Source organism: Methylobacterium sp. P3_A11 (genome assembly GCF_056403155.1).
The window spans coordinates 23,403-46,804 of sequence record NZ_JBFUGA010000014.1; the positions used below are offsets into that span (position 1 = coordinate 23,403).

Here is a 23,402-nt window from a genome sequence, read left to right on the forward strand (position 1 = left end):
GCCCCAATCCCACATTCTAGGCCGATGGACCGGCACGGAATTGATGTAGCGCAATGCGCGACGCAGCGCCTTGCGCCGCCGTGCTCCGTCGAGTGCCAGACGCTGTCCGGGTTCCCCCGAGTCCACGCGGTCATCACGCGGAGAGGCGGAGCGTTGCCGTTCCCGCCGCGGATCGGCGACCGCCAGGGAATCGTATCGGGTCCGCCGGCGTTCGCGTCGCTGCGCGCGCGCCTCTCGGCTGCGCACGCGGATAGTGCGTGACGCCGGTCGGCCCCTTCGATCAGGCGGCGATCCGCGAGGGCTTGTCGAGGGCCTCGGGGGCGGCCTCCGGCTCGGCCAGGCCGTGGCTGGCGCGAAAATGGCCGAGGAGACTGTCGCCGAGGCCGTCGAGCACCGCATCGGTGGCGGCCTGCGCCTCGGGATCGAGCGCCGGCTCTTCCGGCCGGTACCAGGCCAGGATCTGCTCCGGCAGCGCGTCGAGGATCGCCCCCACCGGATTGATCGGACCGACCGCGTCCGGCTCCGGTTCCGCGGCAGCGACCAGCAGTGGCTCCGTGGCGTCGGCTGCGATCGCGAAGGTGGTCTTGCGCTGGCTCTCCAGGGCCGCCCGCCATGCGGCGTCGGCAGCATCAGCCTCGCGGCGCGCGGCTTCCCGGGCCAGTGCCCGCGCGGCGATGGCGCGCGCCGCCTCCCGGGCCTCGTCCCGGGCGGCCTCGGCCTCGTAGCGATTCAGCAGTGTGATGACCGGATGCATGTCCGGATCCGACGGGTCGCCGCAGGCCTCGATGGCGCACTCGATGATCCGCCGCGAGAGGCCGGTTTCCCGGACGGGGATCGCCCGCCGGGCGAGATCCTGCCACGCGGCGAACGCCGCCTGCATCGCCGGCAGGAGCGCGTCGGGAAGGCCGGCCCGGGCGTGCAGGTCCGCGAACAGGCGGGGATCGCGCAGGGCTCGGGCGATTGCGGCGTGGTCCTGACCCGACAGGTCGGCCAGGGCGGCGAGGGCGAAGTCGGTCCGCCCGGAGAGCGCGGCGCGCAGGATCAGGCCCGCGGTCAGCTGACGGGTCGTGCGCAGATGTGTCACCAGCCGCGACACCGCGGCCGCGCCCAGCCCGTCGCAGGCTTCGAGCGCCACCCGCTCGCCGGCCTCCCGGCTCATACGGTCGCAGCGTTCGGCGCCGAGCCAGCCGCGGCGCGTGACGAATCCCGACAGCGCCTGCGCCACCGCGATCGCCACGGCGTGGCGGACCTCCGGTGGCAGATCGGCCCGGGCGAGGAGCGCCTCGCGCAGGCAGGCCTCGTCCCCCCGGCGTTCGATCATGCGCAGCATCCGGCCCGCGGTGATCTTCGCCGTGGGATTGGCGGCCAGCACCACCAGGGTGTCGGTTTCGCCGATCTCGGCCAGGGCGCCCGAGACCGCGTGCGAGAGGTGATGACGGGCGGCGATCACCGCGCGGGTCGCCTCGTCGACGAGGGCGGCGGCATCCACGAGGTCGGCATCGGTGAGAACCGGCGAGCGCGCGAGGATCGGCCGCGCCACCTCCGGGACGTCACAGGAGAGCGCGACCACCAACGGGCGCGGCGTCCGAGCCGAGGCGGCGCAGGTCTCGGCGAGCGCCCGTCGGACCAGGGGCGACGGATCGTCGAGCAGCGCGAGCAGCGCGGTCTTGGCTTCCCAGGCCGCGTCGGCGTCGAGATCGCCGTACAGGTAGGCGCGGGCCAGGGCCGAGGTGGCCTCGGCCCGCCCTTCGGCCGAGGCGTTCTGCGTCCAGGCCAGGAACTCGCGGATGATCATCGACCGCTCCGGGGGGCGAACAGGCTGGTCCTGCCGCCGGACATGGGTGCCGCGACCGTGAGTTCCGCGGGGCGGCGGGGCGGTATCGGCGGGTTGAGGAGGGCGGCACCCGGCGGCGTCGCCGCCGGCTCGGGTAGGGCGCCCGTGACCAGAGGCTCCGGGACGGCCGCATGCGGTTGCGGCTCCGAATCGGAGCGCGGGAAGTAGGTCGGTGCCGCGTGCTGGGCCGGGGCCGCGGCGTTGCGCGCCTGCCAGAGCCGCGCCGCGGCGTCCGAAACCGCGCCGCGCTGGTCGGTCTGGAACAGGCTGCGCAGGTCGGAGGTGCCCCCGAACGCCGTCGCCGTGCTGGCATAGGCCGAGACCGCCTGCGGTGGGGCGGCGCCGCCCTGGCGCAGCCCCGTGATGTCGGTGGCGGTGGCACCCTGCGCCGCCGCGGCGAGGCTCGCGTAGAGTTCGGCGGCGCTGCGCGGCCGGCCGGTCCGGTCGTAGAACAGGGCGCGGTTGGCGGCGGCCGCCTCAGGCAGGTCGAGGGCGGCGGCGCGCTCCGGGAAGGTGCGGGCCGTCCCGATCAGGGCCGCCGCGCCCTTGGCACCGAGGACGTGTGCCGCGTAGAGGTCGCCGGCGGTCGGCTCGCGGCCGAGCGCCCCCGTGAGGGCATCGGCGTTCTGCTGGGTCAGGGCGCCGGCCAGCGTCGCGGCGATCTTGGGATCGCGGCGCAGGTCGAGGATCGCCTGCCGCTGACTCGCGTCGGGGACCGTGTAGCTGCCGTCGGACTGCCGGGTGATGGCGTCGGCCTGCGCCTGGAGACCGAGCCGCGGTCCGGCATTCTTCATGACGCCGAGCCAGGTCTGCTCGATGAACTGGAAGAGCCCGGTGGCCGAGGATGTCCCTGCCTTGGCGGTGGGATCGAGGGCGGATTCGCGACGCGCCGTGGCGAGAAGGTAGTCGAAGCCGGCGCCACTCGCCATCGCGCCATCGCGGATGGCCTGCACCACCGGCCCGGAGGCGGCCGTGCCCGGCAGCGGCCGCGCCTGGGGCGGCGGGCTCTCCGGTGGGCTCGACGGCGTGGTGAACAGGAACATCCGGGCGCGCACGGGGCTTGAGACGGCCCGAACCTGCGCCCGCTATGGTAAACAAGTCCTCAATCCGCCCCGTCGGCGAGGTTCCTGATTCAGGACCCGGTGAACTCCCCGGCGCCCTTTGGTCTGCGCATCTGGAAGCGGGTTTCGGCGGTGGCATGGAAGTAGTCGAAGTAGCCGCCGCGCATGATCGGATGCATCGCCGCGGTGTCGACCATTCCGTCGGTCACGTAGCGGGGGTCGACGTAGATCGACACCACCTGCCCGATGACCAGGAAGTTCTCCGCCTCCCCGCCCCCGAGGGGCACCAGCGGCACGGTCTGCAGCCAGCGGCATTCCAGGGCGGCCGGCGAGGCCGCCACACGGGGCGGACGGACCTTGTGAGAGGGCGCCGTCTCCAAGTTGGCGAAGGTGAATTCGCTCTCGCCGCGCGGCAGAGGGGCCGAGGAATCGTTCATCCCGTCGCGCAGGTCCCAGGTCGCGAGGCTGCAGACGAATTCCTGCCCCTCCTCCGCGAAGGTCATCGCGTCCTTGCGGCCCGACGACGAGAACGCGACCATGTTGTCGGCCACGGCGTTGAAGAACGAATAGGGCGCGAGGTTGAGCTGGCCCGCACGATTCACGGCGCTGATCCAGCCGATCGGCCGGGGGGCGACGATCGCCTTCAGGGGGTTGTGCGGGAGAACGCGCGCCTCGCGCGGCAGGTCGAGATCGTAATGCACGGCGGGCTCCCTCAGAGGTAGGTGACGATCGCGTCGAGCGCGGGCCGCGGTCGGTCGGAGGGCACCTCCCGCGCCCGGCCGATATGGACGAAGCCCGCGAGCTTCTCGGCGGGGGCGAGGCCCAGCGCGTCGAGGATGCGGCGATCGTAGGCGAACCACTCCGTCAGCCAGGAGGTCGCGAAGCCCGCGGCGTTCGCGGCGACGACGAGGTTCATGGCGGCGGCGCCCGCGGAGAGCACCTGCTCCCATTCCGGGATCTTCACGTGCGGACCGGCTCGCGACACCACGGCGATGACGACCGGCGCGTGCGTCAGCCGGGCCTGCTCCTGCGCCAGCCGTTCGGGACTCGCGTCGGGGTTGTCGGCCGCGAAGGCGGCGGCGATTAGAGCGCCGACCCGGACCCGCGCTTCGCCGGCGATGACGATGAAGCGCCAGGGCGCGAGCTTGCCGTGATCGGGCACGCGGGAGGCGACGGTGAGGAGGGTCTCCAGCTGCGCCCGGTCCGGACCGGGTTCGTCGAGCAGCACCGGCGGCACCGAGCGTCGGGTCTTCAGGAGATCGAGGGTGGCGGTCATGCGCTCAGTCCCGGTGTCGCGTCCCGGCGGGATGTGGCATGCGCGGGCCGCCGGTGGAAGTGCGGCCTTGCCGCCGCCATGGTCCCGGGTCAGAGGCTTGCCCGGACGATCCGGCGTCCGAACCGGAGCGAAAGGTTGAGAAAGGCCGACCGATGCGCATGAGGCTTGCCGCGACGGCGCTGGCGGTTCTCGCCGCCGTCCCGCCGCCCGCGTCCGCGCAGCAGGACCTGTTCCAGAACCGGCTCGGCGGCCCCCTCCCCTCGCCGTCGATCACCAGCCCGACCCTGCCGCCCTCCCTGCCGCCGGCCGAGCCGGAGGCGCAGCTGACCCTGTCGGCGCTCCTGTCGGGCCCGGGCGTGTCCCTGCGCGAGGGTCTGGCGTGGCGGATCTACGAGGATCGCGGCGACGGTACGCGCCCATCGATCGTCGCCCGCTCGACCGAGGCGGAGCCGCATTTCACCCTGGCCCCGGGCACATACGTGGCGACCGTGACCTACGGCTTCGCCAGCGCCTCGAAGCGCATCGTGATGGGGGGCCAGCCGACCACCGACACGCTGCGGGTCGCGGCCGGCGCCCTGAAGCTGGCGGGCGCCGTCGGCGACCAGAAGATCCCGCCCGGCCAGGTGGTGTTCTCGGTCTTCGTGCCGGTGGGGACGAATTCCGAGGGGCGGCTCGTGCGCTCCGGGATCAAGACCGGCGAGCTGCTGCGCCTGCCGGAGGGCACCTACCACGTGGTCTCGACCTACGGGGAATCGAACGCGATCCAGCGCGCCGACCTCCGGGTGGAGAACGGCAAGGTGACCGAGGCGACCCTCAACCATCGCGCCGCCACCGTGACGCTCAAGCTCGTGGCCGCACCCGGTGCCGAGGCCTTCGCCGGCACCGCCTTCTCGGTCCTGACGCCCGGCGGCGACACGATCCGCGAGGCGATCGGGGCGTTCCCGCAGGTCACCCTCGCCGAGGGGGATTACGTGCTGATCGCCCGCCACGACGGGCAGGTCTACACCCGGGAGTTCAAGGTCGAGAGCGGCCTCGACCGCGACGTCGAGGTCGTGGCCAAGGCCGGTTGAGCCCCGGGCCGCGTCGTCAGGCGAAGCGCCGCGCCAGGGCCACGCAGGCCGCCACCGCCAGGGCGGCGCCGATCATCGCGGGTTCGATCCGTTCGCCCAGCACCAGGGCGGCGACGCCGAGTCCGAGGAACGGCTGCAGCAGCTGGAGTTGCCCGATCGCGGCGATGCCGCCACGCGCCAGCGCCCGGTACCAGAACACGAACCCGATCAGCATGCTGAACAGCGCCACGTAGCCGAGACCCGCCCAGGCCGGCAGCGGGATCCCGGCGAGCTCCGCCGGCCGGAGCGTCAAGGCGAGCGGCAGGCTCACCGGGAGCGACAGGACGGTTGCCCAGGCGATCACCTGCCATCCACCGAGCCGGCGGGCCAGGACGCCGCCCTCGGCGTAGCCGAGCCCGCAGAGCAGGATCGCCGCCAGCATGAACGCGTCGCCGGGACCGGGTGGTCCATCGAGCCCACGCGCGGCGAACCCGACGGTGACCAGCGCGCCGGTGAGCGAGAGCAGCCAGAAGACGGGGGACGGCCGCTCGCCCGAACGGAGCGCGCCGAAGAGCGCGGTGGCGAGCGGCAGTAGGCCGAGGAAGACCGTCCCGTGCGCGGCGCCGACCGTTCGCAACGCGAGCGCGGTGAGCAGCGGAAAGCCGACAACGACACCCGCGGCCACGATGGCGAGCGCCGGGAGATCGGCACGGCGCGGCCGGGTCTGCCGCAACACCATCAGGGCAGCCGCGCCCACGAGGCCCGCGAGCGCCGCGCGCGCGGCGCTGAGGAACAGCGCGTCCATGCCGGTCAGGGCGAGGCGCGTCGCCACCAGGGACGCGCTGAAGATCGTGATGCCGACGAGACCGTCGACCCAGGCGCCCGCCGCGCCTGCGCGCACCGCGTCCCGCACTCCCCCCGCCACGCACGCCTCCCGAGAACCACTGCCGCACGCGGCTTGCCGCGCCACGATGCGCGTGGCCAGGAACGCTTGCGGGCTCGTCGACGGATCTGTCCTGCCGGACCATCAGTACAGTTGCCACTCACGTGGGCGGTCGGAACGGGATGCTCGTCCCGGCCCGGGACGGATTGCTCGCGCGGCGCGCAATGGTTCCATGTTCTGGGCGTTAACATTTCCGTGGGGGGCCGGAACGATACGACGGAGCCATCCATTCCAAGCCACCCGTTCCGGGCCTCTGGAGATCGATATGCGCCGTCTCGTCCTTGCCGCCGTCGCTGCCGCTGCCCTGGCCGGCCCCGCCTTCGCCGCCAACGAAGCCACGCCGACCGCGGCACCGAAATTCGAGACCGTCCCGCAGGACGCGGTGCTCAGCTACAATCTGATCGGGCTCAATGTGACCGACTCGCAGAACAATACGGTCGGCGAGATCAAAGATCTCGTGATCGATCAGGGTAAGCTCGCCGGATACATCGTCTCGGTCGGTGGCTTCCTCGGCATGGGTGAGCACTACGTGGCGGTCTCGCCCGCTTCCATCGCCATCAGCTACGACGCCAATGCCAAGAAGTGGAAGGCAGTCATCGGCGCGAGCAAGGATCAGCTCAAGTCGGCCCCCGAGTTCAAGTACGACGGCAAGTTCAAGCGCTGAGCCCCATCGCTCGATGCCGGCAGGGCGCTGAGCCCGGCCATGCGCAGTGTCGCGCGGCGGCAGCGCCGCGAGACCTCGTCCAACGGCGCCCGGGCCGCAGGGAAATGTGATCCCATCGCGACCCGGCGCCCGGACAGACCTGGGCTTTCCGGTTCAGGCGCTGCGGCGCGCGACCTTCCGTGCGGCAGGCCGAACAGGTGCCGCGATCGGCGCCGCCCCGGCCGCGAGGAATTCGAAAACCATTTCAGACCGACGCATCAAACGCCCTGTGCGCCAGGCGGGCGACGACGGCATCCCGCTTGGCTTGGCGCAGGACGATCCGGGCCGCGGCCCGCGCATTGGCCGCGCGCATTTCAGCCTGCGGACCGCCGTCACGAAGTGCCCGCCACGCGAGGGCGCGGAACCATCGGATATTTGCGAGGGCGGCGGCCCGCCGGCTGAGCGGCCCCCCGACATCCAGCGGCTTCTCGAGTGCGACCGACCCCATTGGCTCAATCCTGCAGTGCGATTCGCCGCCTGTTCGAAAATGACACACGACATGGCGATTCATCGAGACCTGGGCAATAGTGCTGCCAGCCGTAACTTTCGGACATAGCGCGAGGACTGCGCATCCACGAAATGCGGTAGATCGCGGCGGTCACGACGTCAGTGTCTCCGGGTGGCTTAAGATGAGGCAAGCCCGCCGAGCGGGAACGACACCGCGGGCGGACGGCTTCCCGGATTGAGACGGTGGATCGGCGCCGATCCGCGCCGATCGATCCCGCCTGGGGGTGAGCGTGCCGACGATCTTCGATGCCCATACCTTCGCCCTCACCGCGCATGCGGGCCAGCTCGACAAGGGCGGCCAGCCCTGCATGCGGCACCTGGAACGCGTGGCGAACGCCGCCCTGGGGCGCGCCGGCCATGCACGGCTCATCGACGGGCTCGACCTCGACCCGATGCACGTGATGCAGGCGGCCCTCCTGCACGATATCCTGGAGGACACGACGCGCACCACGGCGGACCTGCACGCGGCGGGTTTCACGGCGGACGTCATCGGGACGGTCACGCATCTCACGAAGCCGGTTAACCGGATGGCCTATTCGGAGCGGATCACGGCTCTGATCGCATCTGGCGACCTTGCGGCCCTGCTGATCAAGATGTCCGATACGGAGGACAATCTCTGCCCGACCCGCATTCCACCGAACGCCACGTTCCTGCGCGAGCGCTATGCCACGGCCTTCACCCGCCTGAAGGAAGCCGCGGCGGCCCGGGGCTACTCGGGGCGCTGACGCGGGCCGGACGTCACGGCGGTGTGGACGCGGTTGCCCTGTCGGGCGCTCCGGCCGCCGACGAGGCGGTGCAGGGACGTGGGGCCTCATGGACGTCACCGCGGTGACCGCTGTGACGATACGGTTCCCTGCGCCGGCCTGCGGGGACAGCGCGGGCCGTCGAGCCGGATCGCAGGAACAGTCGCAGCGACGTGGGGTTGCCCACAGGACCGGCAACAGACTTTCGAACGCGATTGCCGGACCGATCGGGAGATACGCCATGAAATTCATGACCCTCGCCGTCGCAGGCCTCGTCCTGTCCGCCGCTCCTGCGCTGGCAGTCGACAATTCAGCCGGTGCCACCAGCCGGTCGGGCACCGCCAACAGCACCGGTCCGAACGATGCGGGTTCGGGTTCCACGCCAGGGGCCGCCGGCAGCGGTCCGTCGACCGGCTCCATGAGCCGCTCCGGGACGACGAACAGCACAGGCCCGAACGATGCCGGATCCGGCTCGAAGCCGGCAGCCGGGAGCCGTTGACGGCAAGCACCGTCCTGCGGATGCGGCGCGGTCGCCCGGCGATCCGGGCAGAGGCGCATCGGCCGGTCCGCTCTGCATGCGTTCCGGTTTGCGATCGGTTGCAGATCCGGGTCGCAGAACGGCGTCCGTAGAACCTCTTGCCTCGTATCGACGGCGCCACCGGCGTCAGGCCGGTCGAGGTCGATGCCCTCCCCGCTTACCGGCATCACGGAAGTCCCATGCCGACCCGAACCATCGCGCTCGCTCTGCTCCTGCTGACTGGGCTCACAGCGTGCGACGACAAGCAGGCGCAGAACTCCACGCCCACGAAGCCCGACTCCACCAAGATGGAGCCGCAGACCGACCAATCCGCTCCGAATCCCCAGAAGCGGTAATGCCGCACGTTCGTTTCCGCACCTGTCGCCGCGCGTCCGATATGGAGGAGACGTCAGGACCGGGCCGCCAGCACGCCGGCCCGGTCCTGACCGCAGGCAGAAGCTGAAAGATCAGGGCACGGGTCACCGATCATCGGGGCGGCGGCGGCGAACCCGCGGGCGGCTTCGACCAGGAGGTCGTCAACGGTATCGGCGACCCAGAACGCGCCGTCGAGCACGGTCGTCAGAATGCTGGTCATCGGCCCTCTCCCACCTGCATCCCGGGGCGCCGTCGCGGATAAGCGGCGGCGTCCCGGGATGCGGCACCCAGTCGGCGCGCATCCGTCCGCTCAGACGAAATGCATCGGCAGGGCGCGGTCCAGAACCTCGACATAAGTGCCGGCCAGGACCGCGACGGTGGCGACGGCAACGGCGGCGGCGAGGGCGAGACGAGCAGTGAGAGTCATCGGAAGTCTCCATCAGGTCCGCGACTGTCTTCGCGGTGTGACCCCGATGTAAGCCGAAGCTTTCCGCGCCGGCGTGCTCCGGCACACTTCGGCGCAGATCAGTGGTGGCGCGCGCCGGTGCACACCGATGCGGCAGGCGTGAGCAGCGGACGGCGGCCACGCCCCCGGCCGCGAATCTCTCCGAGGCGCCGTTGCGGCCGCGTGAGCCCGGTCCGTCGAGTCAGGCCGCGCGCACGGTTGCCAGGAACCGGCCGACCTCGGCGGTGAGGTGTTCGGACTGGCGGGACAGTTCCGATGCCGCGCCTAGGACCTGGCTCGCCGCCGCGCCGGTCTCCTCCGCGGCGCCGGCCACGCCGGTGATGTTGCTCGTCACCTCGCCTGTGCCCTGCGCGGCCTGGGTGACGTTGCGGACGATCTCTTGGGTTGCCGCGCCCTGTTCCTCGACGGCTGCCGCGATCGAGGTCGCGACGCCGTTGATCTCGCGGATGCGGTTCGTGATCGAGCCGATGGCCGTCACCGCCTGCCCGGTCACTCCCTGGATCCGGCCGATCTGCGCCGAGATTTCCCCGGTCGCGCGGGCGGTCTGCTCGGCTAGCGCCTTCACCTCGGAGGCCACCACGGCGAAGCCGCGCCCCGCCGTACCGGCCCGGGCCGCCTCGATGGTGGCGTTGAGCGCCAGCAGGTTGGTCTGGCCGGCGATCGAGGCGATCAGTCCGACGACGTCGCCGATCTTCGCGACGGCGTTACTCAGTTCCTGCACGAGAATCCCGGTCTCGTCCGCCTCGCCGGCGGCCGAGCGGGCCAGTTCGGCGGACCCGTGGACCTGCCGTCCGATCTCCTGAACCGAGGCGCCGAGTTCCTCCGCCGCCGCGGCCACGGTGCTGACATTCGAGGCCGCTTCCTCGGCGGCGGCTGCGACCGCCCCCGATTGGGCCGAGGTCTGACCGGCCATGGCCGACATGGAACCGGCGGTGGCCTGAAGTTCCGTTGCCGAGGCGGAGACCTGCCCGACGATGCCGCCGATGGCGGCCTCGAAGCGGTCCGCCATCTGGCGCATGCCGATCCGGCGCTGCTCCTCGGCGTCGAGCCGGGCCTGCGCGGTCTCCGCCTCCAGGGCCTTCATCTGGATGAGACCCTCCTTGAACACCTGCACGGCACGGGCGATGGTCCCGATCTCGGTCTTGTGTCCCTGGTGGGGAATGTCCACCGACAGGTCGCCGGCGATCAGCGCCTGCATCGGCTGCACCACCGAGGCGATGCCCCGGGTGACGCCCAGGACGATGACCGCGGCCGAGAGCACCGACACCCCGACGGCGAGCGCGATGGCGATCAGGCCCACCGTCCTGGTCTCATCGAAGATCGCGCTGCTCTGCGCCTGGGCCGCCGCGGCGCCGTCATTGTTGATGGCGATGAGCGTCTCCAGAGCCTTCGAGGCGGCGCGGCGCGGAATCAGGCCCTTCGTCTCGTAGAGCTGATAGGCCTCCGTCTTCTTCCCGGCTCGCGAGAGATCGACGACGTCGTTGCGAACCGTCTTGAAGGTCTCCGATTCCCGGCTGAACGTCTCGAACTGAGCGCGCTCCTCCGGCGAGCTCACCAGCGCTTTGTAGGCCGTCGTCTTGTCGGCGAGCTTCCGATCGAAGCTCGCCATATCGGTCTCGATCCGGCCGAGCAGATCGGGGTCCGTCGCCTGCGTGTGGCGGAGGAGAAGTCCGCTGCTGCGCGCCGTCAGCGTGTCGATCTCGCCCAGCGTTCTGATGCTCGGCAGCCAGTTCGTGTCGATCTCGACCGTCTGTTCGCGCAGCTTGCGGGTGCTCATCAGCCCGAGGACGCCGAGCCCGATGACGAAGACCGTCAGAAGCGAGAAGGCGATCACGAGCTTGGTGCGGATCGAGACAGTTTGGAGCGACACGGCGACCTCGCGACAGCCGAATCCTGCAAATCTGCGACTGCGAGGTCGATCATTAGTGAAATGTATTTAATATCCGCTAATTCCGATCTTTCGGAGCCCGCGTTGAGCCGGACGGGCTTACAGGGCTCGAGTCTGCTTCGCGGACCGGTGCGATTGTTCCGTCGGGTTTGGGGAGCCGTCGGGCAGGGCCGATGTTTGGCTCCGTACGCCGCGTTGGGTGTTTTGATCCTTGCGTTCGCGTCCCGTGCCCCTACGCCCGCGCGGCATCGGGTCTCGCGCCCCGGCCGAGGGCGGGCCACCAGGATCTGCGGGGCAGCGTCGGCTCCGCGAGGGCATGGGGCCGCGGCGTGGCCGCCAGGCGGCGGCGATGGCCCTCGATCAGGCGCTCCAGCCGCTGGATCGCGACGAGCGCTTGGTTCGCCATCAGCCGATGGCCTTCGCAGGCGCCCTTGTCGGTCAAGGTCTGCACGACGTCTTCGGCACGTCGGACGATGTCCCTGGCCTCGACACAGTACCGATCCAAATCGGCAAGACGTGTCATCTGCCTCTCCCTGGTGGTCTACGGCCCATCGGCTCGTTCCGAGGCGGTGGACGCCGTGTCCGGATCTCTCCGGCAAGAGGCACTGAAAGAATGTTCGCGCGACCCCGCATCACCCGAGTGGAGGAGATCGGCCGCCTCCGGCGGCCGATCGGACGTCACGGCGACCCAATGCAAGAACATCGCCTACGCAGAACGCTCAGGCGCGGCCGAGGATGATGTGAGGAAAAATTTTGCCGCAGACCGGGATGGTCGATGCGAAGCAGAGTGTCTTGGTGGGCGCACTAGGGTTCGAACCTAGGACCCGCTGATTAAGAGTCACCAGCTGCAGCATCACGGAAGCTAGCGCCACATAACGGCATTGCAGAAAATTATACAATCTTTTCTTGCCCTTAGTGCCAAACGATAGCTAGCGTTATAACGCGGCTTCACGCCGTCTAACGCCCCCATGCCGTTACGTATTTGTTACGTGGAGCTGCCCACAATGGCAAAACCGCTCACCGCGCGCGCCATCGATCAGATGAAGCCAGAAGCGCGTGTGCGCGAGATCCCGGACGGCGGGCTGCCGGGCCTGTATCTCGTCATCCAGCCCTCCGGAACTCGCTCCTTCGCCCTGCGCTATCGCCATGTGGGGCGTACGCGGAACATGACTTTGGGGCGATGGCCCGCCTTCTCGCTTAGTGATGCACGTGAGGCCGCGCGAGCGGCACTTCGTGCTGTCGCAGAAGGACGTGATCCGGCGGGCGAGAAGCGTCACGCCAAAAGTGACACCTCTACCCTCTGCGCGGAGGTCGCGCGCCTCTTCATTGAGCGCGATCAGCGGCCTGAGAACCGGACCTGGAAGGAAACTGCCAGGCTTCTTGGGCTACGACCTGATGAGGATCGCCTCGCGCCTGTCAAAGGCGGCATCGTCGATCAGTGGTCCGGGCGGCGTATCGAAGACATCCGCCGCCGGGACGTAATCGCGGTCCTCGATGCCTTGAGCGACAAGCCGGCCACGAAGCAAAACACGTTCGCGGCCCTGCGCCGCTTCTTCAATTGGGCCCTTGCGCGGGATCTGATTGCAACCAGTCCCTGCACCGGTGTGGAAGCGCCAACGGCCACCCCAGCGCGTGATCGCGTTCTCACGGACGACGAGCTGCGCTGGTTCTGGCTCGCCTGCGAGGCCGTTGGGCCACCATTCGCGCCGCTGTTCAAGCTTCTCTGCCTGACCGGTCAACGTCGAGAGGAGGTAGGCGGCATGCGCTGGGCTGAACTGCATGGAAACTTGTGGGTTATCCCAGCCGCACGGGTGAAGAACGGACGCGTGCATGCACTCGTACTCGCCGCACCCACCCTTGAGCTGATCCAGAGCGTGGCACCGATTGAGGGCTGCCCATTCGTGTTCTCGACGACCGGGAGAACCTCAGTCTCGGGCTACTCTGAAGCCAAGAGGCGCCTAGACGCCGCCATGCTAAAGCGGGCGCGAGAGGAGACGGGCCGCCCTTCACTTCGGATCGCGCCGTGGAGATTGCATGATCTGCGCCGGACAACAGCATCAGGTATGGCGAAGCTTGGTGTACCACTTCCCACCATCGAGAAGGTGCTGAACCATGTCAGTGGATCCTTCGGCGGGATCGTTGGCGTTTATCAAAGGCATGAATTCAAGGCGGAGAAGGCCGCCGCGCTCGAAGCTTGGGGAGAGCATGTGATGGAGTTAACAAATTCGAATTTTACTACAGCGTCAGCCGGCTAGCTCACATGACTATTTCGCGAGCGGAGGCGATTGGCGCCATCACGCGTATTATATTTAACGAAAAGCCTGTTGCGAAACATATATCAAGTGTTACGGAGGCGCTGTCCAGAGCCGAGACCGAAGAAAAGTCATTGATATCATTTGAAGAGGACGCTGAGTGGGCTGGAGACGTAAAGGATCTTATAAGTCATTCAGATTTATATGTTAAAACGGCGAGCCAGTTAATTGCGATATTTGACTCGCTTCCTCCATTTCACAAGGCGGCAATCGAGTCATCGTATACCAATGTCGATAAGGGCCGCTTTGAACTTGAAATCTTATTACGTGGAACTGTTGAAGCGGTAGAGCGGATTACACAGAACTGGCGTGCTGAGTTGGCCGAGTCGGGGCCGACGCGAAGCGGGGGCGCCAAGAGTCAGCGCTCGGCCAAAATCCAGAAGAAGCGATGCGCCTATATTGCATATCAGTTACTTGCGTGCGATACCATAAACTTCCCAACTTCGCCTGGATCCCGTATATTCATTGAAATCACTGAAATACTATACGATTTATATACTGGACATATACTGGAGGATGTGCGCAGAGCTTGCGAAGAGGTGTTCCGGGAATTTGCCGCGCACAAACAGCGTCGCGAGTAATCGCCTGTTTGTGCGTGCGCTAAAGTGCGATCAGTTTAGCGTTGTGCATGTTCCCGGTGGAGGTACATGCTCGACATGGAAGTTCAAAGCTCTCACTCGCTATACAAGCACCTAACCCACCACCAGCTCTGCGAGCGGCTTCAGTGTTCAGAGATGAGCGTCTGGAGATACCGCCATGACCCGAGGTGGGCATTCCCGCGGCCTATCAGAGTCGGACGGCGTCTCCTATGGCGAGCCGATGAAATCGAGGCTTGGGAAGAGCAGCGGAGGGTCGCGTGATGACCGGCCGGCTACCCGCCCCAGGTTCTGATGAACTCGCTCCGGACTGCACGAGCACCGAAGCCAGGCAAAGATCCGCAACGCACCCTCTAGGTGCAACTGAGAGTCCGGAATATCCTCGATTGGCAATTGAGCAAGCTGAAGATTGCCGACTGGCTCAGAAATTTCAGGAGCTATTCTCAGGCAATGAGCGACATCATGGTACTCACGGCGCTCTCCCGCCACGATCGGCACCCTCCGCTAAGATCACGCCAGATTACCGCACGCTGGCAGGGCCGGCCACCATCGATCTTTGGCTAGAGCACCTCAACGGCGCCAGAGCGCTAGGCGTCGTGCCGATAAGGGATGATCACACCTGCTATTGGGGATGCATCGATGTTGATGACTACAATAAATTTCAGCATAGAAATATTGCCACCCGATCGGAGGATCTGGGACTGCCGCTGATCGTCTGCCGCTCGAAGTCTGGCGGAGCACACCTTTTTGTGTTCTTCAGCGAACCCGCGTGCGCCGCAAAAGTACGTAAGTTTCTTTCCGAGTGTGCCAAGATTCTAGGGTTAAAATCGGTCGAAATTTTCCCTAAGCAAGATCGATTAGATACCAACGCTGAAGGCCAAAGAGACAAAGGCTCTTGGTTAAATGTTCCATATTTTAATGCAAGCCGTGGTATGCGGTATGCCGTTCTCGCTGAAAAGTCCTTAGGCGCAGACGAGTTTGTTGCGGTGGCGAAAGAGCGTAGGATCACAGCTCAATATCTCGACGATATCGTTGCCGCCGCTGCAGCCGAATTTGACCCGGGCGAAGAATTGTTGGCGGAACAAGAGGCAGAGGCTGATGCGTTTAGCGCCGAAGACGCGAACTACGCGGCAGCGATGCTGCAACGGTATGCCGAAAAGGTCGAGCGCGCGTCTGAAGGCGATAGAAACAACACCTTGAACAGAGCCACTTTCCACCTTGCTACCATGGTTGCGCGCGGCTGGATTGAACAGGATGAGGTGAGCGATGCCATGTCATCAGCCGCCTATCGCTGCGGACTAATGGATGGTGACGAACGCAAAGCGACACAGCGAACGATCAGAGGTGCAATTCAGCGAGGGATGAAGCGGCCGCATAAGGATCGGCATCAGCGGCAAGGCAAAGGCCGCGGCGGGCCTGATCTGCTTGCGGATCTGGGCGATGAGTTCGAAGGGTTTCACACAGCAGACGGTGCAGCCTTCGCGGATATTCGCAAAGGCGAGCACCGTGAGACGTGGCCAATCAAGTCACACGATTTTCGTCTGTGGCTTATCGCCAGGGCTTATGAAAAAAGTGGCAAGGCTCCAACTGAGGCAGCGATTGAGGCAGCGCTCAAGGCTCTTGAGGCAAAGGCTCTTTTTCGGGGACCTGAGCGAGTCGTAGCGATTCGCGCAGCTGAGCAAGACGGCCGCTTTTATCTAGATCTCTGTAACGCGAAGTGGGAGGCAATCGAGATTGATGGCGAGGGGTGGCGGGTAATCGGAGCACCTCCTGTTCGCTTCCGGCGAACAAAGGGGATGCAGCCGCTTCCACTGCCGCTGAAGGGAGGGTCAATCGACCAGCTCCGGCCTTTCATCAACGTCGAAACGGAGGACGATTTTGTCCTTGCTATCGCGTGGCTGCTCGCTGCGCTCAACCCGCAGGGTCCTTATCCGATTCTAGCAACATCAGGAGCTGAGGGTTCAGCAAAGACGTCGTTCTGTCGAATGTTGCGGGCGCTTACCGATCCTAACGTCGTCGAACTTCGAGCACCTCCGAAGGACAACCGCAGCCTTTTCGTGGCAGCGAAAAACAACCACGTGCTCGGGTTTGATAATTTTTCGTTCATTCAGGATTGGATGTCGGACACCCTATGCCGCATCGCCACAGGTGGTGGCCACGCCGAGCGCACCAATTACACGGACGATGAAGAAACTCTGTTCACCGCCAAACGGCCTATTCTGCTAAATGGCATCCCTGAAGTCATCAACCGGCCGGACCTCGCGAACCGGACGATCTCGGTCACACTTGAGCCTATTGAGAAGGGAAAGCGACGGCCCGAACGCGAACTTTGGACGGCGTTCGAAGAAGCTCGACCAAAAATCTTTGGTGGCCTGCTCGATGCGGTTTCGGAGGGTTTGAACATGGTGCATCGGACTCAGCTCGCGGAACTGCCACGCATGGCCGATTTCGCGAGATGGATTGCGGCCTGCGAGGGAGCTTGTCCTTGGGCCCGAGGTACCTTCGAGCGCGCGTACGCTGAGAATAGTGAGGCAACTGCAGACGTCGTGGCGGAAGGGGATGATGTCGCACAGGCTGTAATGAATTTCATGAGGGGTCAACCTGAGCGGAGGTCTGGAGGAAGCACTATCAGGGAGTGGACCGGTACGGCCAAAGAATTGCTCGCCCTCATCAACGCTGATCTGGTCGATCGTGACCATCGTACGTGGCCAAAAGGGCCGCGAGGACTACGATCGCGCCTGAATAGGTGTGCTCGGACGCTGAAGGAAAGAGAGCAGATCACAATTCAGCGCAGCCGGCAGGCTCACGAGGGACGCGTCTTCACCATTACGGCCTACGATCTTGAAGATGGTATCCCGTTTTGAGAAGGCGCAACGGTCCTACCGTTGCGGGGTGCTGTTCCGTTGCGACGCTATGTTGCTGATTTTATTAGCCTCGCAACGGTCGCCGCGGTTGCAGCGGTAGGCTGTCTCTCTTCGAGGAAGATGGCTAGAAACCATGCGACCGTAGCGGGCGCTGCAGGCCGGTCCGGTGCAGCTAACTGTTGCAACCGTTGCGCCGCCGGCAACCGGAGCGCGCCCTCGGGCTCATCGAGGTAATTCTGACCTTGGATTTGGGGAATGCGATGCCGCGACCTCGAACGAAACGGCACATTCTGATTGAGAATGCCGCCTGCCTTGATCTGAAGGCCATTAAGCGCGGGGGCTTCATGGTGCCGGGCGAGGCAGTCGACGGCGTGTTGCCAGTCTTTCGCCATCTGTCTCAGTCGCCCGCGGGTGAGGTCGACCTCACGTGCCATGTTCACGATCACGAATGCGGCGCGCTGACTATCAAATTCAATCTGCGACACGGGCTGACGATAAAGCAGCATGTCAGCTTAATGTCTGCTGCGCGCGCGCCCTACGGCGGCCGGCAATGGTACTTCATTTGCCCGCAGACCGGTGCTCGGGCCTGCCGGCTCTTCCTGCCCCAAAACGGAGATCGCTTCCTTTCTCGCGAGGCTCACGGGCTTCGCTACGCCGTCGAGCACGGGACGCAGGGAAACAATGACATCGCTCGGGTTTGCCGCCTCTATGCGCGCATCGCGGGTGAGGCTCCGCCGAACGGTGCACTCAGCCACCTTCCTTCGCGTCGGAAGGGCATGCACGCGGCAACCCACGCTCGGCTGACTGCCCGCCTGATCCGCGTTCAGGCCCGGGTCTTCGGGCGAATCGATACATGGCTTGAGACTCTGCAGCTAGATGACCCGCGCCCATAGCTAAAATTGCGAGAGCGCGGCTCAGAAGGCCGGAAGCGCTCTCGCCGTGCGGTGACTACATCTAGCGCCTGATCGCCGCTGTCGCCCTTCCAAGCGCCGTCTCGTGCATGTACGGAAGCCCCACACTCGGGCAGGTCCGATTGCCCTTAATCGTAGCGCCAGGCTCTCGTGACGACGGCAAGGGGCGGCGGGACCTGCAATTGCCGCTAAGGTGCTCCTCGCCATGCTGCTTGAGGAGCGTTCAATGGGTAAGTATACCTCAAAGCGACTCTCCTTGTTGGCCGCTTCAAGGCTCCTCGGCACTGTCGAACTGATGGGAAGCAGGTGGGCGTCTGCAAAAACGCTCACTGGGTGCCTTCCTCACCAACGCTTAACCTGTGATCCGGAACGTGATCCGAACACCGAGCGGCGTGCTATAGCCTCGACTCGTCAAGGACCGAATGGTAATTTTTAGGTCTTTATCGCGATGCAACCAGACCGAGCCACGGCGGCACTTGACGTCGGAACTCGGCCTTCAAAGACAAGAGATATAAGAGTTGCATAATACTTTAACGTGACCATCCCGTAAGATATTCGAAGGAGAATTTTTTTAGATGAGCACGTGTCACCGCTGCGGGGGCGAAATCGAATTTAGGTGGATGAATGGATCGTTGCGCCCGCTACATGTAAGTGGTGGCTGTAGTTCGGGGTATGATTCGGACGGGCTTGACCATATCAGAACGCGTTTCAGTGAAATTGATAGCTACCTGAACCCCAATGCTCGATGCCCAAAATGTAATAAGCCAGTGTTTTTCTACAGGAGTCCGCATAACGGTCGGGTTTTTTTTGATGATGTCGGATGGCCTTGGCCCAAGCATGGCTGCTTTATCAGCGCCGATACTAAGGACGAGCAAATACCTGCGGCAACGAGAGGGACATACCGATTTCACCTCCGGGACAGGGCCGGGAATTCACTTGAGGCGTGGACTTTGAGTCGAGCCCCCGCTGTTTACGGCGATGGATTCATAATCGAATTGAAGGGGCGCGCGCGGAATGTCCGCCTCGCACTTTTTTTCAGCCAAGCCGAACTCTCGATATCTTCTGCGCAGATAGCCGACCTCGAGGATGCTCCAGCAATTATTTTGCCGAAAAAAATGCCTATCGACGGTCAGGTCAACCTGAGTTTTATGTGCTCGAGACTAGGCGTAGTAATCCATCTGAACGCAAATATTCATGGCTAGATCTAATATCTGCCTTCCATTAGGCTGAGTGGTGATGAAAAGGCGGAGATCCGAAGGCGGAAGAACGCCATTTTTTTGTTCAGGGCCAGCGCGATACATCTAAACCGCGTCAAGAGAGAGTCTGTTCGTGAAAAAAGAAGAATTTCGCGCTTGGCTGCTGAGCCGAGGTCTTACGTCAAACACGGTTGCGACTGGGGTCTATTCCGTCAACGCCGTCGAGCGGAGACTGGCACAGCTCGGCAGTTCCTACCCGACGATCGATGACGCTTACGATGCCGATCGCCTCGATGGGCTGCGGCAGGCGATCTCCGCGCTGCAGGCTGATGCTCGCGCAGGCGGCCGCCGCTTCGAAATTCTCATGCCGCAAGCCACCCAGCCGAGCGGGCGTCTACCTGGCTACCGATCGTGGCTCGGCCAGTATCGCCGGTTTCGTGAAGAGGAAGCCGGCCAGATCCGACGATCCGACTGGTCAGCGCTAGAGGCTTTGCGAGACGATTTCCTCGATAAGGTTCCTGATTTTGTCAATTTTAATCAGCGTGACGGTGATTATTTCGAAATCGAACGTGCGTATAAAGATTCGATTTTATTACAGATCTCCGCGGTGTTGGACAATGATAACAGTGATGAAATCGTTGGAAAGCAGGTTTATACCGCACTGATGCCAAACAAAGGCCCGCTTCTGAGATGGCAAACGAGAGACGCGATTGAGAAGCAAACTCCGCAGCTCGCCGTGCCTTTCTATACTGAAATCGGCCGACTGACGCGAAGCCAGGCGCCAGTACTCGACGCCGTGGCGCAGGCTGCGGAGCGCCTTGAAGGCTTACGCGCTGAAGGAGCGTCAAAACTGACCCTCGGCGAAATCCTCGGCATCGTGCTCACTGTGACAGGGTTCGTGCGCCCCAAAGAGTTGGCTCCGTTCAAGATCAGCAAGGCCCAGGCACTCGCCAAACGCCTGACAGGAGATCCGATCTTCGTCGGCGCGACCTACGACCGGCGCCAAGTCGAGGCATGGCTAGCGCTCCTCGGAAAGATCCGGAAGGTGATGGAGGAAAAATGGGAGTGGGCCCCACGAGACCTCCTCGACGTTCAGGGCTTCGCTTGGGTCGCCCTTGACGAGACTTGGCTAGCGCCTCTCGACGGTACTGTCGCGGATGGTCGGCCGGCTGAGACAGACACTGTGGCCGCCTCCCATCGCCTTCGAGGAGCGGAACCGACCAATCTCATCCTCTACGGCCCACCCGGCACCGGCAAGACCTTTCAGACGGCGACAGAGGCCGTACGATTGTGCGGCGGCACGCTCCCGGCCACACGCGAAGAGACTATGGCCCGCTATCGCAAGCTTGAAGAGGCTGGGCAAATTCGCTTCGTAACGTTCCATCAGTCTTACTCGTACGAGGATTTCGTTGAGGGACTGAGACCTGTAAGCGGATCCAGCGACGACGGTCCGGGCTTTCGCCTCGAACCGCGCCGCGGCATCTTCCGCGAAATTGCGGCTCTAGCCGAGCAGGCCCGTCAAAAGGGCCCTCACACAACTTCCTTCGATCTCTCCGGGCGACGCGTCTACAAGATGTCTCTCGGCCGTGCAGGGAGCGAGGATCACATCTATGACGCCGCTATCGCCGGCAGCTATGCGGTCCTGGGCTGGGGCGGAAAGGAGGACTGGTCGGACCCAAAATATGAAAACTACAAAGCGGTGTACGACCGCTGGAATCAGATCGAGCCGGGTACTTCGGGCAACTCTGGCAATATCGCTCAGGTCTGGTGCTTTCGCACCATGCAAGAGGGCGACCTCGTCGTCGTGTCAGAGGGTAACTCTCGCTTCCGAGCTATCGGTGAGGTAGTTGGACCTTATCGCTACGAGCCGACGGACGCGCGCGACTACAGCCATGTCAGGCCTGTGCAGTGGCGTCTTGTGCTCAAAGAGTCGCTTCCCGTCGAGGAGATCTACGGCAAGCAGTTCTCTCAGGCTTCCTGCTACCAGCTTGCCAATGAGCACCTCAAGCGCGAGGCCCTCGCCCGGCTCCTGCCCGGCGAGATTGCCGGAGCTCCCGCCGCGGCTCCCGACCAGTTCGTCCTCGTCGTCGACGAGATCAACCGCGCCAACATCTCTAAGGTATTTGGTGAGCTGATCACTCTCATCGAGCCTGACAAGCGCCTGGGGCGATCAGGGGAGATCACGGTTCGCCTCCCAGCGTCGGGCGACAGTTTCGGAGTGCCCGACAATCTCCACATCGTCGGCACCATGAACACAGCCGATCGCTCGATCGCGCTTCTCGACACGGCGCTGCGCCGCCGCTTCACGTTTCTTGAGCTGATGCCCCAGCCCGGCCTTCTGGCAGCGGCGAGCGAGCGCTGCGGCATCGACCTTGTGACATGGCTCACGACGTTGAATGCCCGCATCGAATATCTCTTTGACCGGGAGCACCAGATTGGTCACGCCTATTTCATGCCTTGCGCAAGCCGCGCCGACGTGGACGACGCAATGCGACACCGAGTAATTCCGCTTCTCGCCGAGTATTTTTACGAGGACTGGGCCAAGGTGGCGATCGTGCTTGGCGATTCCGAGGGCGAGGGGCGCTTTCTGGAGCGTAGCGCCCTCCAAGTGCCTTCGGGGCTAACCGGCGACGCCGCCGAGGAGCGCTGGCGCTGGGCCGTCAAGTCAGCCTTCGCCGACGCCGCTTATCCGGTTCTTCCGTGATTCGGCGAACACTCCCCGAATGGGGCAGTCTCGCCTATGGCGATGGCGAGGACAGGATCCCCGTTTGGGCTGCAGATCAACTTGCGGTTGCCGCTCGCGCCCTCCCCCACGGGGGCGCCGACGGGAGCGGTATCCTGACGCTCGGGCGCACCGAGCTGCGGGCCGCCGGAACTGTGGGCGTGCTCGCAGCCGCGGGTTCCGCGCTTGAGATTTTGCCAAAGATCGACGGGCTCGACCAGGGTGGGATCCGGCGCCAGCTCGTGCACATGCTGGCCGTGACACATGATCTCGACGTCGCAGCGGGCACGCTGACAGAACTCGACTGGCAGCGCGAGGACCTGCTTGAAATCCTGATCCGCCTTTTCGCCGGCATGCTGGCCGACGCCCTTCGCCGGGGTATGCCGCGCCGCTATGTCGGGCGGGAGGATGATCTCGCGCTGCTGCGCGGACGCCTCGACGTCAATCGCCAGTTCACGCGGCTTGCCGCGAGCCCGCAGGTGCTGGCCTGCCGTTTCGACGAGCTGTCGCCGGACATTGTCATCAACAGGATCATGAAGTCAGCCGTTATGAGGCTCTCCAGCCTCGCACGCGGTCCCGCGACTCGACGGAACCTGCAGGAGCTCGCGTTTGCCTATGCTGACATTGCGGCCGTGCCGGTGAGCACCCTGCGCTTCGATGCCGTCGTTCTCGATCGAACCAACGCTCGATGGCGGCATCTCCTTGCCTTGGCGCGCCTCCTGCTCCAGGGCCGCTTCCAAACCACCTCGGCCGGCTCCGGGACGGGCTTCTCGTTGCTGTTTGCGATGAACGACCTCTTCGAGGTCTATATTGCCCGCCTGCTCGCCCGCGCGTTGTCCAAGAGCGGGTGCACCATCATTGCACAAGGCGGGCGGCTTCACTGCCTGACGGACTTGAACAGTGGCGCGCGACGCTTCCAGACCCGCCCTGACATTCTAGTAAAGCGCGGCAATGAGATCACCGTCGTGCTAGACACCAAGTGGAAGCGCCTCGCGTCTCACATCGAAGATCCGAAACAGGGGATGTCCCAGGCCGACATCTACCAAATGATGGCCTACGGCCGGCTTTATCAATGCGACCGGCTTCTGCTTGTCTACCCGCACCACGATGGTCTTGCCTCGGAGGCTGGCATTCAAAGCCGACACCGCGTGTCGTACAGCCAGGACCAGCTTATTGCGGCCACGGTCGATCTATCCGCCCGTGGATCTACTAGTGACAGTTTGCGCGCCATCGTCGGCCCACTGGTAGCGGCTCTAGAGAGCTGCCACTAACAGAGCGCGCCAGCATCTGATTTGTAATGATCTGCTATGGATTTAAATTATCGATGTTCTCTGGATATTTAAACGGGAAATCCGGCCTGCGGCTGATGGCTTGCGTAGCGCATACGTAACACAGGTCTGCATCACGCACTCAGAGCGTTCCCTGAGAGGGAGCAAGTC

At 64.8% G+C, this 23,402-nt stretch carries 20 protein-coding genes; 10 read left to right on the forward strand and 10 right to left on the reverse strand.

Annotated features, from left to right (window positions below; all coding sequences use genetic code 11):
* Positions 1-280 precede the first annotated feature (280 nt).
* The 4 genes from AC1DXK_RS06780 to AC1DXK_RS06795 form a co-directional block, all read right to left on the reverse strand.
* Positions 281-1,795 (reverse strand): DUF2336 domain-containing protein, encoded by a 1,515-nt coding sequence (locus AC1DXK_RS06780; protein WP_457103902.1) that lies wholly within the window; start codon positions 1,793-1,795, stop codon positions 281-283.
* Positions 1,792-2,877 carry a lytic transglycosylase domain-containing protein gene (locus AC1DXK_RS06785; protein WP_457103901.1) on the reverse strand — a complete coding sequence of 362 codons (1,086 nt, stop codon included), beginning with the start codon at positions 2,875-2,877 and terminating at the stop codon, positions 1,792-1,794. The genes AC1DXK_RS06780 and AC1DXK_RS06785 overlap by 4 nt, the downstream gene beginning before the upstream one ends.
* 89 nt (positions 2,878-2,966) lie before the next feature.
* Positions 2,967-3,596, reverse strand: a complete 630-nt coding sequence (locus AC1DXK_RS06790; RefSeq protein WP_457103900.1) for a flavin reductase family protein — start codon at positions 3,594-3,596, stop codon at positions 2,967-2,969.
* A gap of 11 nt (positions 3,597-3,607) precedes the next feature.
* Positions 3,608-4,171: a nitroreductase family protein gene (locus tag AC1DXK_RS06795; RefSeq protein WP_457103899.1), complete on the reverse strand. Its 564-nt coding sequence runs from the start codon at positions 4,169-4,171 to the stop codon at positions 3,608-3,610.
* A gap of 152 nt (positions 4,172-4,323) precedes the next feature.
* Between AC1DXK_RS06795 and AC1DXK_RS06800 the strand changes: the two genes are divergently transcribed.
* Positions 4,324-5,241, forward strand: coding sequence for a hypothetical protein (locus AC1DXK_RS06800; protein WP_457103898.1), 918 nt, complete (start codon positions 4,324-4,326; stop codon positions 5,239-5,241).
* A 16-nt stretch (positions 5,242-5,257) separates the two neighbouring features.
* On the opposite strand, the gene AC1DXK_RS06805 is transcribed toward AC1DXK_RS06800, so the two are convergent.
* Positions 5,258-6,145: a DMT family transporter gene (locus AC1DXK_RS06805; RefSeq protein ID WP_457103897.1), complete on the reverse strand. Its 888-nt coding sequence runs from the start codon at positions 6,143-6,145 to the stop codon at positions 5,258-5,260.
* A 283-nt stretch (positions 6,146-6,428) separates the two neighbouring features.
* Between AC1DXK_RS06805 and AC1DXK_RS06810 the strand changes: the two genes are divergently transcribed.
* Entirely contained in the window at positions 6,429-6,827 is a 399-nt protein-coding gene (locus AC1DXK_RS06810; protein WP_457103896.1) for a PRC-barrel domain-containing protein, read from the forward strand.
* A 244-nt stretch (positions 6,828-7,071) separates the two neighbouring features.
* Here the strand turns inward: AC1DXK_RS06810 and AC1DXK_RS06815 are convergent, their stop codons facing one another.
* A complete protein-coding gene (locus AC1DXK_RS06815) occupies positions 7,072-7,314 on the reverse strand; it encodes a hypothetical protein (RefSeq protein ID WP_457103895.1) in 243 nt (80 codons plus the stop codon).
* A 289-nt stretch (positions 7,315-7,603) separates the two neighbouring features.
* Between AC1DXK_RS06815 and AC1DXK_RS06820 the strand changes: the two genes are divergently transcribed.
* The 3 genes from AC1DXK_RS06820 to AC1DXK_RS06830 all read left to right on the forward strand — a co-directional run bounded on the left by AC1DXK_RS06820 (position 7,604) and on the right by AC1DXK_RS06830 (position 8,989).
* Positions 7,604-8,098: an HD domain-containing protein gene (locus AC1DXK_RS06820; protein ID WP_457103894.1), complete on the forward strand. Its 495-nt coding sequence runs from the start codon at positions 7,604-7,606 to the stop codon at positions 8,096-8,098.
* 259 nt (positions 8,099-8,357) lie between these two features.
* Positions 8,358-8,615, forward strand: coding sequence for a hypothetical protein (locus AC1DXK_RS06825; RefSeq protein ID WP_457103893.1), 258 nt, complete (start codon positions 8,358-8,360; stop codon positions 8,613-8,615).
* 218 nt (positions 8,616-8,833) lie between these two features.
* On the forward strand, positions 8,834-8,989 hold the full coding sequence (locus AC1DXK_RS06830; protein ID WP_457103892.1) for a hypothetical protein: 156 nt from the start codon (positions 8,834-8,836) through the stop codon (positions 8,987-8,989).
* A gap of 53 nt (positions 8,990-9,042) precedes the next feature.
* On the opposite strand, the gene AC1DXK_RS06835 is transcribed toward AC1DXK_RS06830, so the two are convergent.
* The 3 genes from AC1DXK_RS06835 to AC1DXK_RS06845 all read right to left on the reverse strand — a co-directional run bounded on the left by AC1DXK_RS06835 (position 9,043) and on the right by AC1DXK_RS06845 (position 11,885).
* Entirely contained in the window at positions 9,043-9,228 is a 186-nt protein-coding gene (locus AC1DXK_RS06835) for a hypothetical protein (RefSeq protein WP_457103891.1), read from the reverse strand.
* Positions 9,229-9,655: 427 nt separating this feature from the next.
* Positions 9,656-11,344: a methyl-accepting chemotaxis protein gene (locus AC1DXK_RS06840; protein WP_457103890.1), complete on the reverse strand. Its 1,689-nt coding sequence runs from the start codon at positions 11,342-11,344 to the stop codon at positions 9,656-9,658.
* A 250-nt stretch (positions 11,345-11,594) separates the two neighbouring features.
* On the reverse strand, positions 11,595-11,885 hold the full coding sequence (locus tag AC1DXK_RS06845; protein ID WP_477297253.1) for a hypothetical protein: 291 nt from the start codon (positions 11,883-11,885) through the stop codon (positions 11,595-11,597).
* Positions 11,886-12,366: 481 nt separating this feature from the next.
* On the opposite strand from AC1DXK_RS06845, the gene AC1DXK_RS06850 reads away from it, so the two are divergent.
* The 3 genes from AC1DXK_RS06850 to AC1DXK_RS06860 all read left to right on the forward strand — a co-directional run bounded on the left by AC1DXK_RS06850 (position 12,367) and on the right by AC1DXK_RS06860 (position 17,134).
* Positions 12,367-13,617: a tyrosine-type recombinase/integrase gene (locus AC1DXK_RS06850; RefSeq protein WP_477297255.1), complete on the forward strand. Its 1,251-nt coding sequence runs from the start codon at positions 12,367-12,369 to the stop codon at positions 13,615-13,617.
* 5 nt (positions 13,618-13,622) lie between these two features.
* Positions 13,623-14,255, forward strand: coding sequence for a hypothetical protein (locus tag AC1DXK_RS06855; protein ID WP_477297257.1), 633 nt, complete (start codon positions 13,623-13,625; stop codon positions 14,253-14,255).
* Positions 14,256-14,533: 278 nt separating this feature from the next.
* A complete protein-coding gene (locus tag AC1DXK_RS06860) occupies positions 14,534-17,134 on the forward strand; it encodes a TOTE conflict system archaeo-eukaryotic primase domain-containing protein (RefSeq protein WP_477297282.1) in 2,601 nt (866 codons plus the stop codon).
* 47 nt (positions 17,135-17,181) lie between these two features.
* Here AC1DXK_RS06860 and AC1DXK_RS06865 read toward each other — a convergent pair whose 3' ends face one another.
* Positions 17,182-17,640: a hypothetical protein gene (locus AC1DXK_RS06865; RefSeq protein WP_477297258.1), complete on the reverse strand. Its 459-nt coding sequence runs from the start codon at positions 17,638-17,640 to the stop codon at positions 17,182-17,184.
* Positions 17,641-19,374: 1,734 nt separating this feature from the next.
* On the opposite strand from AC1DXK_RS06865, the gene AC1DXK_RS06870 reads away from it, so the two are divergent.
* Positions 19,375-21,945: an AAA family ATPase gene (locus AC1DXK_RS06870; RefSeq protein ID WP_477297260.1), complete on the forward strand. Its 2,571-nt coding sequence runs from the start codon at positions 19,375-19,377 to the stop codon at positions 21,943-21,945.
* A complete protein-coding gene (locus tag AC1DXK_RS06875) occupies positions 21,942-23,234 on the forward strand; it encodes an McrC family protein (RefSeq protein WP_477297261.1) in 1,293 nt (430 codons plus the stop codon). The genes AC1DXK_RS06870 and AC1DXK_RS06875 overlap by 4 nt, the downstream gene beginning before the upstream one ends.
* The last annotated feature ends 168 nt before the right edge of the window (positions 23,235-23,402 follow it).